The sequence below is a fragment of the Pseudomonas sp. NPDC087690 genome (genome assembly GCF_044743175.1).
Lineage (GTDB): Bacteria > Pseudomonadota > Gammaproteobacteria > Pseudomonadales > Pseudomonadaceae > Aquipseudomonas.
In genome coordinates this window covers 24,123-37,880 of sequence record NZ_JBIUVX010000021.1, presented here as the reverse complement: position 1 = coordinate 37,880, position 13,758 = coordinate 24,123, and the positions used below count along the sequence as shown (strand labels likewise).

Sequence of the window (13,758 nt, the reverse complement as noted above, 5' to 3'; positions counted from 1 at the left end):
GCCTATTCCGGTCAATACAGCAAAATGACCATTCATAAGCCGCGCTTCTTTGATTTCTCTGGTCTGGAGCCGATTCAAACAAACGTTTGTATTGGACGCTAGGAGTGGTGTAGATATAATGCGCCGCCTAGAGAGAAAGGTGGTTTGCCCATTATTACCCTTGACGTTAACGTAAAGGCAATAACGGATCGACACCGAACCTCCAAATTAGAAAAAAAACTGTTGAGCCTTGAGTAGGAGATAGCCTGTGGAACGCGAATACATGGAATTCGACGTGGTCATCGTCGGTGCCGGCCCCGCTGGCCTGTCCGCCGCCTGCCGTCTGAAGCAGAAGGCCGCCGAAGCCGGTAAGGAAATCAGCGTCTGCGTGGTCGAAAAAGGCTCCGAAGTCGGCGCACACATCCTCTCCGGCGCCGTGTTCGAACCACGCGCTCTGAATGAACTGTTCCCGGACTGGAAAGAACTTGGCGCGCCACTGAACACGCCTGTCACCCGCGACGATATTTTCGTGCTGAAAAACGCCGACAGCGCGCAGAAGATTCCTGACCTCTTTGTGCCCAAAACCATGCACAACGAAGGCAACTACATCATCTCCCTCGGCAACCTGTGCCGCTGGCTGGCCCAGCAAGCCGAAAACCTCGGTGTAGAAATCTACCCGGGCTTCGCCGCTCAGGAAGCGCTGATCGACGAGCAAGGCGTGGTGCGCGGGATCATCACCGGTGATCTGGGCGTCGACCGCGAAGGCAACCCGAAAGAAGGCCTGTACACCCCCGGCATGGAGCTGCGTGGCAAGTACACGCTGTTCGCCGAAGGCTGCCGTGGCCACATCGGCAAGCAACTGATCAAGCGCTACAACCTCGACAGCGATGCCGACGCTCAGCACTACGGCATCGGCCTGAAAGAAATCTGGGAAATCGACCCGGCCAAACACCAGCCAGGCCTGGTGGTGCACACTGCCGGTTGGCCGCTGGACATCATGGGCACCGAGAACACCGGCGGCTCGTTCCTCTATCACCTGGAAAACAACCAAGTGGTGGTCGGTCTGATCGTTGACCTGTCCTACAGCAACACTTACCTGTCGCCGTTCGACGAATTCCAGCGCCTCAAGCACCACCCGGTGCTGGCTCAGTACCTGGAAGGCGGCAAACGCATCAGCTACGGCGCCCGCGCAATCTGCAAAGGTGGCCTGAACTCGCTGCCGAAAATGGTCTTCAAGGGCGGCGCACTGATCGGTTGCGACCTCGGCACCCTGAACTTCGCCAAGATCAAAGGCAGCCACACCGCGATGAAGTCCGGCATGCTCGCCGCTGAATCGGTAGCTGACGCACTGTTCGCTGAAAAGGACGGCACTGAAGAACTGACCACTTATGTGGACGCGTTCAAGAAGAGCTGGCTCTACGACGAACTCTTCGCCAGCCGCAACTTCGGCCCGGCGATCCACAAGTTCGGCGCCATCGTCGGCGGCGGTTTCAACTGGCTGGACCAGAACATCTTCGGCGGCAAACTGCCGTTCACTCTGCACGACACCAAGCCGGATTACGCTTGCCTCAAGCTCGCGGCCGACTGCAAGAAGATCGACTACCCGAAACCGGACGGCAAACTCAGTTTCGACAAACTCAGCTCGGTGTTCATCTCCGGTACCAACCACGAAGAAGAACAGCCGTGCCACCTGAAGCTGACCGACCCAAGCATCCCGATCAGCAAAAACCTGCCGTTGTACGACGAACCGGCGCAGCGCTACTGCCCGGCCGGCGTGTACGAAGTGATTACCAAGGAAGACGGCGAGAAGCGCTTCCAGATCAACGCCCAGAACTGCGTGCACTGCAAGACCTGTGACATCAAGGACCCTTCGCAGAACATCACCTGGGTCACGCCGGAAGGCGCCGGCGGCCCGACTTATCCGAATATGTAAATCGAAACGCTGAACACCAAGGCTCCCGAAACGGGGGCCTTTTTGTTGCCCACGATTCCTGCAACACCACCGAACCAATGTAGGCCTTCGCCTGCTCGCGATAGCGGTGTTTCAGTCAGCATCATCGTCATCTGACACACCGCTGTCGCGAGCAGGCTCACTCCTACAGGAGATTATCGTCGCATCAGGCAGCGCGCTCATCACCCGGGCTGCGCTCGAAGTAGCGCTTGTATTCGCGGCTGAACTGCGACGTACTCTGATACCCGACCCGATGCGCCACCTGCGCCACGCCCAAGCCCTCCGCCACCAGCAACGTCTGCGCCTTCAACAACCGCAAACGCTTCAGATACTGCACCGGCGACAACAACGTACTGCGCTTGAAATGCTCATGAAAGGTCGACACGCTCATGTTCGCGCAACCGGCGAGCGTCTCGACATTCAATGGCTCGGTGTAATGCGCATGCAGATGACTGATCGACGCCGCCACCCGCGCAAACTGCCCCTGCTGCTCGACCAACGCGCGCAACACGTCGGCCTGCGGCCCGCGCAACGCGACAAACAACAATTCCCTTACCCGCGCCGGCCCGAGAATCTGGCATTCCAGCGGATCGTGCAGGCAGCTCAGCAAGCGCTCGACACAACCGCGCATGTCATCGTCGAGCACCACCGAAGTCATCGACTCCGGCGTCTGCGCCGGAATATGCCGCCCCGGCGCCAGGCCCATGGCCAGCACCAACTCACCGAGCAACACCCGATCTATCGCCACCGACACCCCGAGCAACGGCGCATCCGGCAAGGCAAACGTCTCGCACTCGAACGGCACCGGCAGCGCCTGAATCAGGTAATGCCCAGCGCCATACTCCATCGTGCGCGGCCCAAGGAATGCCAGTTTACTGCCCTGGGCGATGATCATCAGGCTCGGTTCATAAATGTGCGGGCCACGGGCAACGTCGCAACTGGCGCGCAACACTTGCACACCGGGCAACCCGGTCGGGGAATAACCATCGCGCAGCGCCAACGGCTCGATCAACGAAACCAGCCGGGCATTGGCATCAAGATGACGGGTTAATTGCATCAAAACTCTTCACTAAAAATGTGGCGGAGAAAGGGATAAAAGCATCATCGCAGATCCTTTTGCCAATACGACCGATCAAACCCGCATCCCGGAGGATTAGGCATGAGACCCGGAGGAATCGTCATGGCCGACCGGTCAGTCGGCGCCCAGAATGCGCCGCCTCACTTGTTCCTGCTTTTGCGAGGTTTCACATGTACACCGCCATCGGCTATGCCGCCCAATCGGCCACCACCCCCCTCGCCCCGATGAAGTTCGAACGTCGCAGCCCGCGCGCCGACGACGTCGCCATCGAAATCCTCTACTGCGGCGTCTGCCACTCCGATATCCACCAGGCCCGTAACGAATGGGGCATCGCTGTTTACCCGCTGATGCCCGGCCACGAGATCGTCGGAAAAGTCACCGCGATCGGTGCGAATGTCACTAAACACAAAGTAGGCGATCTGGTCGGGGTTGGCTGCATGGTCGACTCCTGCCGCACCTGCGAAGCCTGCCAGTCGAACCTTGAGCAATACTGCCTCGAAGGCCCGACCATGACGTACGCCACCCCGGATCGGGTCGATGGCAGCAACACCATGGGCGGTTATTCGGACAGCATCGTGGTCAGCGAACACTTTGTCGTGCGCATCCCGGAAAGACTCGCGTTGGCCAGCGCGGCACCGATTCTCTGCGCTGGCATCACCACCTACTCGCCGCTCAAGCACTACGGCGTCAAGGCCGGCGACAAGGTCGGAATCCTCGGCATGGGTGGCCTCGGCCACATGGGCATCAAGTTTGCCAAAGCCATGGGCGCTGAAGTGACGTTGTTTACCCGCTCAGCGAGCAAAGCTGAAGAAGGTCGTCGTCAGGGTGCCGATCACGTGATCGTTTCCACCGACGCCGAGCAGATGAAAGCTGCCGCGGGTTACTTCGACTTCCTGCTCGACACCATTCCAGTGCAGCACGATCTCAACCCGTACCTCGACACCCTGCGCTTCGATGGAGTGCACATTCTGGTTGGCCTGATCGAACCGATCGATCCGCCAGTGCACGCCGGCAAACTGGTGATGAGCCGTCGCGTATTGGCCGGTTCATTGATCGGTGGCGTCGCTGAAACCCAGGAAGTGCTGGACTTCTGCGCCGAGCACAACATCACCTGCGACATCGAAATGCTCGACATCCGCCAGATCAACGAGGCTTATGCGCGCATGATCGCCGGCGACGTGAAGTACCGTTTCGTGATCGACATGGCGACGCTCAAGGTTTAAATCTTCAGACCGAGCTCCGCCGAGAGCCGGGCTGTGACCCCTTTGATCAGGGGAATCAGCTCGGCCATTTTTTCCAGCGGCATGTATGGCACGGTGCTGGCGATACTGATCGCCGCCACGATGCCCTTGCTCGCATCGCGAATCGGCGCCGCCACACAGCGGATCGACGGTTCGTTGTCTTCCAGATCGAAGGCGTAGCCACCTGCGACGTACTCGGTCATGCGCTGCTCAAGCTGTTCCCACGATTGCTGGGGATGCTGCGGCCAGAACTGACTTTTCCCACCGGCCGGCAGACTGATGTCGTACAGACGCTGCCAATCTTTCGGCGAGTCATCGAGCATCAACGCCTTACCGATCCCGGTGCGCGCCAACGGCATGCGATGGCCGACCCGCGAGCGCATTTCCGGGCCATTGCGCCCCGGGTTCTTCAGCAGATACAGCACTTCATCGCCTTCACGAATCCCTAAGTGCACGGTGTCGCCGGTCAATGCCGACAATTCGTCCAGATACGGCCCGGCCAGGGTCACCAGCGGCAACTCTTCGCGCGCCTGGAAACCCAGTTCGATCAGCTTCGGCCCGAGCAGGTAACCGACTTGCGGCACCACGCGCAGGTAGCGTTCATCGACCAGACAACTGGCCAGACGATGGGTGGTGCTGCGAGTGGTGCCGATCAGCCGGGCAATCTCCTTGAGATCACGGGCGCCACTGGCCACCGCTTGCACCACACCCAAGCCACGCAACAGCGTCTGCGTGCCGGTGGGTGCGGCGTCCTTGGTTTTTTCCGGGGCGTCTTCCTGCATATCCAGCCTTTTACCGTTGAGCGAAGGAACGGGCGGCATTATGGTCGCCCGACGCAGACCACTACAACTCGATACGCTCGACCTTGCCGACCAGCAGCACGTAGGACAGTGCACCGATCAAGGCGAGCACCGCGATATAGGTGATCGCCGGCGCGAACGAATCGCCGCTGGCAAGGAAACCGATCACGATCGGCGTGGCAATTGCCGACAGGTTGCCGATGAAGTTGAACACCCCGCCGGTCAGGCCAAGCAAGCGTGCCGGCGCCAACGTCGAGACCAGCGACCAAGTGATCGAAGCCAGCCCGTTGCCGAAAAACGCCAGCGCCAGAAAGGCAATCACCAGCGGCGTCGACTCAACGAAGTTGGCGCCGATGATCGAGGTGGAAATCAGCAGCCCGCCAATGATCGGCAACTTGCGCGCAAAACCGACCGTGTAGCCGCGCCGAATCAGGAAGTCTGAAAAGAACCCCGAACACAGCACGCCGACGAACGCGGCGAGGAACGGCAGCGACGCCAGCAGGCCGGACTTGATGAAGTCCATGCCACGATATTTCACCAGATACGTCGGGAACCACGTGAGGAAAAACCACAGCGTCGAGTTCAGGCAGAACTGGCCGAGGTAGATGCCCCACAACTTGCGTTTGGTCAGCACGATGCCCAAGTCGGTCCAGCTGAATTTGGCTTTGACCTTGGCCGTTTCCTGCTGAATATCAACCAGACCACCGCCCTCGCGGATCAGATCGATTTCCGCTTCGTTGGCGCCTTTGAAATCCCGTGGTTCGCGATACACCGCGTACCAGATCGCCGCCCAGATGATGCCCACCGCGCCGGTCGCGACGAACACCATGTGCCAGCCGAATTCGTGTTGCAGCCAAGCCAGAACCGGGGTGAGGAATGCCAGACCGACGAACTGCCCTGACGTGTAGAAACCGATGGCCGTGGCGCGCTCGCGCTCGGGAAACCAGGTTGTCACCACGCGGCTGTTGATCGGGTAAGCCGGGGCTTCCAGCGCACCGACCGCCATCCGCAGCACAAACAACGCGATGAAACTGGCAGCGAAACCGAGCATCACCGTGGCCACAGACCACAACAACAAAGCGACGCTGTAAAGAATGCGCGGCGGCACGCGGTCGACCAGCCAGCCACCGGGGATCTGCATGGCGGCGTAGGTCCAGCCGAACGCAGAGAAAATCAGGCCGACGTGAATCGGATCGATGCCCAGCTCACTGGTCAGCGCTGGCGCGGCAATCGACAGGTTGCTGCGGTCGAGGTAGTTGATGACCACGGTGATAAACAGCAACACCATGATGAAAAACCGCTTGCGGCTGGGCGTGACTAAAGACGCCTGCCCGGTGAGGGTTTGCGGTTGCATGGGGAGAGCCTCTTTTTATGTTTATTGAGGTCGGCCTGAGGCCTGATCGTTCCCACGCTCCGCGTGGGAATGCAGCCAAGGACGCTCCGCGTCCCAAAAGCGGACGCAGAGCGTCCATTGAGGCGTTCCCACGCAGAGCGTGGGAACGATCTCATCGGGTGTGTCAGGCAGGACTCACCACTCGGCAAAGCTGCCATCGGCATGGCGCCAGATCGGGTTGCGCCAGCGATGCCCGACTGCCGCACGCTCGATCACGTATTCCTCGTTGATCTCGATGCCCAACCCCGGCCCGTTCGGAATCTTCACGAAGCCTTTGTCGTAATCGAACACCCGTGGATCTTTCACATAGTCGAGCAAGTCGTTGCTCTCGTTGTAATGGATGCCCAGGCTTTGCTCCTGGATAAACGCGTTGTAGCAAACGGCATCCAGTTGCAAACACGCCGCCAGCGCAATCGGCCCCAGCGGGCAATGCAGCGCCAGCGCGACGTCGTAGGCTTCGGCCATGTTGGCGATCTTGCGGGTTTCGGTGATACCACCGGCGTGGGAAGCGTCCGGCTGAATGATGTCGACGTAGCCTTCGCTCAACACCCGTTTAAAGTCCCAACGCGAAAACAGTCGCTCGCCGAGGGCAATCGGCGTGCTGGTCAACGGCGCCAACTCTTTCAACGCTTCGTAGTTTTCGCTCAACACCGGTTCTTCGATGAACATCAGTTTGTACGGGTCGAGCTCCTTCATCAGCACCTTGGCCATCGGCTTGTGCACGCGGCCATGGAAGTCGACGCCGATGCCGACGTTCGGCCCAACCGCATCACGCACGGCGGCAACGTTGGCCAGCGCCAGATCGACTTTTTCAAAGGTATCGAGGAATTGCAGCTCTTCGGTGCCGTTCATTTTCACCGCGGTGAAGCCACGGCTCACCGCCTCTTGCGCCGCACGCGCAGTGTCGGCCGGACGGTCGCCGCCGATCCACGAATACACGCGAATCTTGTCGCGCACCTGACCACCGAGCAGATCGCTCACCGACACCCCGAGGGCCTTGCCCTTGATGTCCCACAGTGCCTGATCGATACCGGCCAGCGCGCTCATGTGGATCGCGCCGCCACGGTAGAAACCGCCGCGATACAGCACCGTCCAGATGTCCTCGATGTTGCGTGGGTCTTTGCCGATCAGGTAGTCGGACAATTCTTCGACGGCAGCGGCAACGGTGTGCGCGCGCCCTTCAACCACAGGCTCGCCCCAACCGGTCACGCCCTCGTCGGTTTCGACCTTGAGGAAGCACCAGCGCGGCGGGACGATGAAGGTGGTGAGTTTGGTGATTTTCATCTTTTTGTCTCTCTTATAGATGCAGCGCACGCAGCGCCAAAAAGTCTTAGCGAAGGGCCTTCCACGCGGCCACGTAGGCCTTGGCATTCAACGCCACTTGCTGCGGCGTCATGCCCGGTTTGAACAGGCCGGAACCGAGACCGAAACCTTTCACGCCAGCGTCGATAAACGCCTGCATGTTGTCCGGAGTGATGCCGCCGACCGGCGCCAGCACCGTCCCGGCCGGCAACACCGCGAGCCAGGCTTTGACGACGGCCGGGCCCATCTGCTCGGCCGGGAACAGCTTGAGAATGTCCGCGCCCTCCTCCAGCGCCGCGAACGCTTCCGTGGGCGTGGCGACACCCGGCGACAGAAACAGCCCCGCCGCTTTCGCTGCGCGCAAGACCTTGGCGTCGCTGTGCGGCATGACGATCACTTGGCCACCGGCTTCCTTCACCAAACCGACCTGTTCCGGCGTCAACACCGTGCCGGCACCGATCAGGCAATCGGCGGGCAAGGTATTGCGCAGGATGCGGATACTTTCGTACGGCGAAGGGGAATTGAGCGGTACTTCGATGACGCGAAATCCGGCTGTATAAAGGACTTCTCCGACAGCGGCGGCTTCCTGCGGATGCAGGCCACGCAGAATCGCGATCAGACCGTTTTGCGCCAATGCTTGCTTGAGCATGTCAGGCCTCCAGTCAGGGTTAACGGGATGAGGAATCGATCAGTCCGGCGGCCAGCGCCAGTTGCCACAAACCACGCTCGGTGGCCTGTTCGGCCAGCGTTACGTTGGCGAAACCGCAGGCATCGAGCGCGCGGCTGTAGCGCGCACAGAGTTGCGCGTTACCGATGAGGATGATCGAAGGGAGATTCGGATTGTTGCGGCGACGCCGCTGAATCGTGGCCAGCGCCGCCAGTTCATGACCGATCATCAGGCCGGACAGATAATCCGCCTGCGCGGTCGGGCTGAGTTCGCCGGTCAGACCCAGGGTTCGGGCACTGAACAACGTCGACAGCACGCCGAGTTCGCCATCCGCCGACAGAGCAATCTGCACACCACGGTCAAACGCCTGAGCATCGAACGCCGCGCCTTGCTTCAGGGTCCGGCCGAGAATGCTGTGCTCGCTGAGCACGGCGAACACTTCGCCAGTCATGAACGTGTCGAAATGAGTGATGCAGCCATCGACCACGTCGACCCATTTCGAGTGGCTGCCCGGCAGGCCGATCAACAGATCGGCACCCGCCTCAATCGGCAGATTCTGCAGCACACCGAGCACTTGGGTTTCTTCGCCACGCATCACATTCGGCAGACGCGAACGCTGAATCACACCCGGCACGATATGCACGAGAGTGCCGCGCAGACTGACAACTGTTCGTAGGGAGTTTCCGAGATTGGCGACGTTCGCCGGCGTCTCGCAGTAGGCCGCTTCACGCCAGCCCTGTGCGCTGCCAACCATGCCGCAGGCAATCACCGGCAGATCCGGTTGCACGTCGAGCCAGTCGCCGCACGCCTCGTCGAAGGCCAGTTCAAAACCATCGGCGCATTCGCGACCGTTGATGATTCGCGGGGTCTTGGGCAACTGCATGATCCCGGACGACAGCGCGCGCTGCTCCAGCACCACACCACCCGCCGCGAGTTTGTAAGCACGTAATGAGGTCGTCCCCCAGTCGAGCGCGATCAATTGCGCCAGCATCGCTTCACCTGTTTTGTTTTTGGCAGTGAGTGCGACGGACTATAGCCCTCCCGGAAGGGAAATCTCAATATGTAATTTTACATCCCATATTATGGGACGGAATCAGTCCATTTTGTCCAGCGCTGAACGACATCCAGATTGTTGTCGATCAGGATCCTCACTGTTTCGTACTCGCTGGATCCCACCTCATGTGTGCGGCCCTTGTCGTCAGTTACTCCGGGCTCCCGGCGTCCGTCAGCGCGAATAATGGTGTACGCCGCGAAGGGCGCCGGGTTTTCCTCTGAACCTGAAACAACCTTCAGCTTCGTGTTGTTCGGCGCAAACGAGGCCAGCATGCCGGTATAGGGCACGTCGCTACAGAGTCCGAGGCTGTCAATCTGGTCATAGCCGAGCGTCAGGTCATAGCGCCAGCGCACGATGCACACTGAGGCAAAAGGCAGCAACGACCTTGGTTGGTCGGGCTGTTTGAGCGAAATACGCGCGGGTGCCACGCGCGGATGTTCTATTGCGGCAATGAACCGCGATGTGGGCATGTACATGACTTTCGAGTAATACGCCACGAACGGGAACGCGGTTATTACCACCTTGCACGAAATGTATTCCTGCGGTTTGAGGATCTGCACCAACTCAACCGGTCGGATGTGGTTACGGCCGTCATTGACAGCGTGATTCTCGACACTGATATTCGCGAACATCTCATAGCGACGATCGCCTTCGATCAAGCGCATGCCGCTGACGATTCCCGAGGCTTCCAGGACGATTTCATGTTCGATGGAAAAATCCGCATCGCCATTCAACGAGCAATGGATCCAGGTGCCAATCTGCCCTCGTCGCCCATGATCCTCATACAGGTCAATGAGGTTTCGGTCTGAGGTGAAACGCAGGTCGTAAGAGGAAGATATCTTGTGATTGATCGAGACAAACTCAAGCCTGGCGGGTGGGACATTGAGGTGCAGGCAAGATGAACACAATAAAAAACCGGCAATCAATAAAACCTTGTAGATTTTTCGATTCATTAGCGGTGTTCCTCCTGAATCACACACGGTTGCAACTGTTGAAATGAATATTCAAGATCACCCGCCCAATATAAAGCTTGATCCCGAAACAATAACTCGGCTTATTTATCCAAAGAACAAAACAACTGACTCATCACTCCAAGCCATCGATTTCTTTTAAAAAATCTGCGGAAGGAATACGCATAAATTTCGAAAAGTAGGTTTTATATTTTGTCGTATGCACTCTGAATGTACACACAACAAAATCATTCGCCATTAAAGCTCCGCGCAGCCCATTACCATCAAGAATACGCTCCTTACCCTGCACTTCTCCGGTCTCTTTAAAAATAACTCTGGCGATATACTTTCCTTTCGACGGTTTTTCACTCACCTCAACGATACCGTTGCCGTAGAGCTTCTGATAATGACCTATAGAAAAATCCAGATCAGCACCCAAGGTGCAAACCAGTTCCTCGCCAATTTTAGACTGGAACAACCCCAACAAATCGGTATGACTTGAGAAGCCAATGAAGAACGAACTTCCGCTCGAGCTAAGTGAAACCGCTCTGTAATCAAGAGTGGCAATTGGCCTGCCATGATTCGAGGAACATGAGCAACAAAACAATAGGGCAAGCGTCAACAAAAATCTATTCAAAGTCTATTTCTCCCTTAGATAGCCAAGTATAGAGTCTGCCAACAGCTGGCGAGCGGACTTACCCCCATCCAGTTTTTTATCGAACATGACATCGGCATCTGCGTGATTGACATCAACTCGGCCACTGACATCAGGACCTGAAGTTATTTCCCATTGTTCACCAAAGTCCGCGACAGTATCAGATATGTCTCGATTCTTGATTTTATCCGCACGGATATTTACCCAGAACCCCGCCTTTGGCTCAGGTTTTCGCCTGTAAATGGTTGAAATACCATATACGATCTTTCCCTGCCCCACGGGATCTATCGTTATCAGCATTTTGACCTTATAACCCTTATCGGTCAAAACACTGGAGAGGTGTGCGCCGTTCCAACCGCCCAAACTGTGTCCTATGATATAAACAGGCGTGGATTTATCAGGAACTTCAACCAATACATTTTTGGCCAGGTCCTCATCGGTCAGGAATTTATTATAAGCCAGTGCTTTCATGTCGCACTTCGACAAATAGCACAGCGCTGCAGCATCAGCCTCTACTTTAGTTCGAACATGACTCACGTTCCAGTTCGGCCCACTGAGGTAGTAACTTTCCTGGTCTCCCGCACCACCGACAAACAAAATGAAGACTTTCTTCATGCTGATCGCAATGATTTTGGCGCACTTATCTTCTGGCTTGGTTAATTCAACGCTCCCCGCGTCTCTTTTAGCCAAAGGTTCCAGGCTCGCCGCACTCTCTCCTGCCATATCAGTCACTCAACAAATAATTTAATAGTTTCAGGTAAATGCGAGCTGACGGTATGGGTAAATCCCGACGCATCGGTAACGCCATGTTCTTCACTGCCATCGCCGCGCTGAATCGTGTAGGGGTGATAGGGCACCGGCTCTCCGGTGTCCTCATTCACCACTTGCAACCTGTCCGTAAAATGCACCGGCATCGGCAACAACCCGCTAAACGCCGCCCCTCCACCACTCTGGCCAATGATCACCGTCCCCGAACCACCCACCACGACATTGCCGTGGCCGCCGGTGCTGTCGAGCGTCGCGGCATTCAAGCCGTTGATGAAAACGGTGCCGGAAACGGCCCCGGTAATCGGGCTGCCGCACGCCGATTTATCGGTCATGCGCGCGGCGGCGAGGCCGTCGAAGAAGACGTTCGGCGAACCGGAAACAATCGGGTTGGTGCCATGACCAGGTAATGGGCAGGCGGTCGGGTCGGTGACGCGTGCAGCGGGTTTACCACTCAATTCAAAGCTCCTTGCTTCAGAGGTTCCGGGGGCGGCTGATGAATATCGACATCGGTCGCGGCGAAGCGCCAGCGGTTGTCGACGGGGTCGAACAGGGCGTGGCAATGCTCACGGCTGTCGGGGGGGCTAGCGAATTGCAGATGTTGCCAGGCTTCGTTGACCTGCCATGCCAGCTCGGCAGGCGTCGCATCGTCGAGTTCGTTGAGCCAGGCGTTGTAGTGGCGCAAGTGATTGCGCTCGTAAGTCGATTGCAGCAAATCGGCCATTTGTGTGCCGAGGTCGAGATGATGCTGGGCCGTCCACTGGCCGATCTCGGAATAGACGTACCAGCCCATCGGCATCAACCCGCCGTCCTTGAGCAGCGAATGCCCGGCGGGGGCGACAAAACCGCAACAGACATGTAGTGTCAGCCAGCCTTGATGGGCGTCGATAAACGCCGTCGGATCGAAGGTGCGCAGCGCTATCACGCGGTAATCGGCGAGCCCGGTACTGCGCGTCATCAACTCGGCATCAAGGCGTGACACGAACGCACGAATGGCAGTGCCGCCCGTGCTGTTCGTCGTACAGAGAATGTCGACCGGTTGGCGCTGGGGGTTGTCGCTCGAGCCTGAGTTTTTCACCAGGCCATACAGACGCATTGTCGCCCGTAGTCCGCTCATCGCCGGTCACTCGTTGACGCAGCGAAGGCTCCACGGGCGTGGAGAAGTTGTGCCAGAGGCATTGCAGGTGTCGTCCGTGAGCGCGCAAAAATGGCGCGTAGAATGCCGGACTAGAGCGCTGGCGACAATCGAATTAGTACTGGATTGCCATCATTGTTTTCAGCCCTCGGCAAACTCGCGCAGGACCTGGCCATCCATGCGGTAGCGCACCCACTCTTCCTGCGGTTGCGCGCCGAGGGATTTGTAGAATTCGATCGCCGGCGTGTTCCAGTCCAGCACACTCCATTCGAAGCGGCCGCAGTCGTTGTCGCAGGCGATTTTCGCCAAGTGCCGCAGCAAGGTTTTGCCGGCGCCGCCACCGCGTTGCTCGGGGGTGATGTAGAGGTCTTCGAGGTACAGGCAGTTGCTGCCGAGCCAGGTCGAGTAGCTGAAGAAGAACACCGCGAAACCGATGGGCAGACCATCGCGCAGGCAGATCAAACCGTGGGCGGTGGCGCCTTCGCCGAACAGGCTGCGTTCGATGTCGGCAACGCTGGCGATGACTTCGTGGCGGGCCTTTTCGAAATCGGCGAGTTCAGTGATGAAGGCGAGGATTTGCGGGGCATCGCTGGGGGTCGCCGGGCGGATGTCGATCGTCATGGACGGGCCTTGTCAGAAAAGGAAAACGCCATACTAAGGCGGTGAGCGGCGCTCGTCACATGGCAAAACACACACTACCCTGCGCAATGTTGCAAACACTGCAGTTACCTGTGGGAGCGAGCCTGCTCGCGAATGCGGACTGTCAGTGACATTGCGGTGAATGATAC

The 13,758-nt window shown here is 58.2% G+C and carries 14 protein-coding genes; 2 read left to right on the top strand and 12 right to left on the bottom strand.

Translation table 11 applies throughout. The features are described 5' to 3' along the window. Nucleotides 1-247: 247 nt before the first annotated feature. Complete coding sequence (locus ACIPIZ_RS19060) at nucleotides 248-1,912, top strand: electron transfer flavoprotein-ubiquinone oxidoreductase (RefSeq protein WP_150648311.1); 1,665 nt, start codon at nucleotides 248-250, stop codon at nucleotides 1,910-1,912. Between the two features lie 184 nt (nucleotides 1,913-2,096). On the opposite strand, the gene ACIPIZ_RS19055 is transcribed toward ACIPIZ_RS19060, so the two are convergent. Next, nucleotides 2,097-2,987 (bottom strand): AraC family transcriptional regulator, encoded by an 891-nt coding sequence (locus ACIPIZ_RS19055; RefSeq protein WP_008085522.1) that lies wholly within the window; start codon nucleotides 2,985-2,987, stop codon nucleotides 2,097-2,099. Between the two features lie 191 nt (nucleotides 2,988-3,178). On the opposite strand from ACIPIZ_RS19055, the gene ACIPIZ_RS19050 reads away from it, so the two are divergent. After that, nucleotides 3,179-4,231 (top strand): NAD(P)-dependent alcohol dehydrogenase, encoded by a 1,053-nt coding sequence (locus ACIPIZ_RS19050; RefSeq protein ID WP_105705269.1) that lies wholly within the window; start codon nucleotides 3,179-3,181, stop codon nucleotides 4,229-4,231. Here ACIPIZ_RS19050 and ACIPIZ_RS19045 read toward each other — a convergent pair. The 11 genes from ACIPIZ_RS19045 to ACIPIZ_RS18995 all read right to left on the bottom strand — a co-directional run bounded on the left by ACIPIZ_RS19045 (nucleotide 4,228) and on the right by ACIPIZ_RS18995 (nucleotide 13,591). Beyond that, nucleotides 4,228-5,031 carry an IclR family transcriptional regulator gene (locus tag ACIPIZ_RS19045; protein ID WP_007908330.1) on the bottom strand — a complete coding sequence of 268 codons (804 nt, stop codon included), beginning with the start codon at nucleotides 5,029-5,031 and terminating at the stop codon, nucleotides 4,228-4,230. The genes ACIPIZ_RS19050 and ACIPIZ_RS19045 overlap by 4 nt on opposite strands. A 61-nt stretch (nucleotides 5,032-5,092) precedes the next feature. Next, entirely contained in the window at nucleotides 5,093-6,403 is a 1,311-nt protein-coding gene (locus tag ACIPIZ_RS19040) for an MFS transporter (RefSeq protein WP_064391478.1), read from the bottom strand. Nucleotides 6,404-6,577: 174 nt separating this feature from the next. Continuing rightward, on the bottom strand, nucleotides 6,578-7,726 hold the full coding sequence (gene dgoD, locus ACIPIZ_RS19035; RefSeq protein WP_064391479.1) for a galactonate dehydratase: 1,149 nt from the start codon (nucleotides 7,724-7,726) through the stop codon (nucleotides 6,578-6,580). Between the two features lie 46 nt (nucleotides 7,727-7,772). Then, entirely contained in the window at nucleotides 7,773-8,393 is a 621-nt protein-coding gene (locus tag ACIPIZ_RS19030; RefSeq protein WP_105705270.1) for a 2-dehydro-3-deoxy-6-phosphogalactonate aldolase, read from the bottom strand. A gap of 19 nt (nucleotides 8,394-8,412) precedes the next feature. Further along, nucleotides 8,413-9,402 carry a 2-dehydro-3-deoxygalactonokinase gene (locus ACIPIZ_RS19025; RefSeq protein ID WP_401166705.1) on the bottom strand — a complete coding sequence of 330 codons (990 nt, stop codon included), beginning with the start codon at nucleotides 9,400-9,402 and terminating at the stop codon, nucleotides 8,413-8,415. 89 nt (nucleotides 9,403-9,491) lie between these two features. Then, nucleotides 9,492-10,418 carry a hypothetical protein gene (locus ACIPIZ_RS19020; RefSeq protein ID WP_401166702.1) on the bottom strand — a complete coding sequence of 309 codons (927 nt, stop codon included), beginning with the start codon at nucleotides 10,416-10,418 and terminating at the stop codon, nucleotides 9,492-9,494. A 133-nt stretch (nucleotides 10,419-10,551) separates the two neighbouring features. Further along, nucleotides 10,552-11,052: a hypothetical protein gene (locus tag ACIPIZ_RS19015; protein WP_236427530.1), complete on the bottom strand. Its 501-nt coding sequence runs from the start codon at nucleotides 11,050-11,052 to the stop codon at nucleotides 10,552-10,554. A gap of 3 nt (nucleotides 11,053-11,055) precedes the next feature. Continuing rightward, nucleotides 11,056-11,793, bottom strand: a complete 738-nt coding sequence (locus tag ACIPIZ_RS19010; protein ID WP_122853845.1) for an alpha/beta hydrolase — start codon at nucleotides 11,791-11,793, stop codon at nucleotides 11,056-11,058. 5 nt (nucleotides 11,794-11,798) lie between these two features. Beyond that, nucleotides 11,799-12,293: a PAAR domain-containing protein gene (locus ACIPIZ_RS19005; protein WP_401166699.1), complete on the bottom strand. Its 495-nt coding sequence runs from the start codon at nucleotides 12,291-12,293 to the stop codon at nucleotides 11,799-11,801. Next, on the bottom strand, nucleotides 12,290-12,952 hold the full coding sequence (locus tag ACIPIZ_RS19000) for a hypothetical protein (RefSeq protein WP_401166697.1): 663 nt from the start codon (nucleotides 12,950-12,952) through the stop codon (nucleotides 12,290-12,292). Before ACIPIZ_RS19000 ends, ACIPIZ_RS19005 begins: the two co-directional genes overlap by 4 nt. 159 nt (nucleotides 12,953-13,111) lie before the next feature. After that, nucleotides 13,112-13,591: a GNAT family N-acetyltransferase gene (locus ACIPIZ_RS18995; RefSeq protein ID WP_038364457.1), complete on the bottom strand. Its 480-nt coding sequence runs from the start codon at nucleotides 13,589-13,591 to the stop codon at nucleotides 13,112-13,114. Between the last annotated feature and the right edge of the window lie 167 nt (nucleotides 13,592-13,758).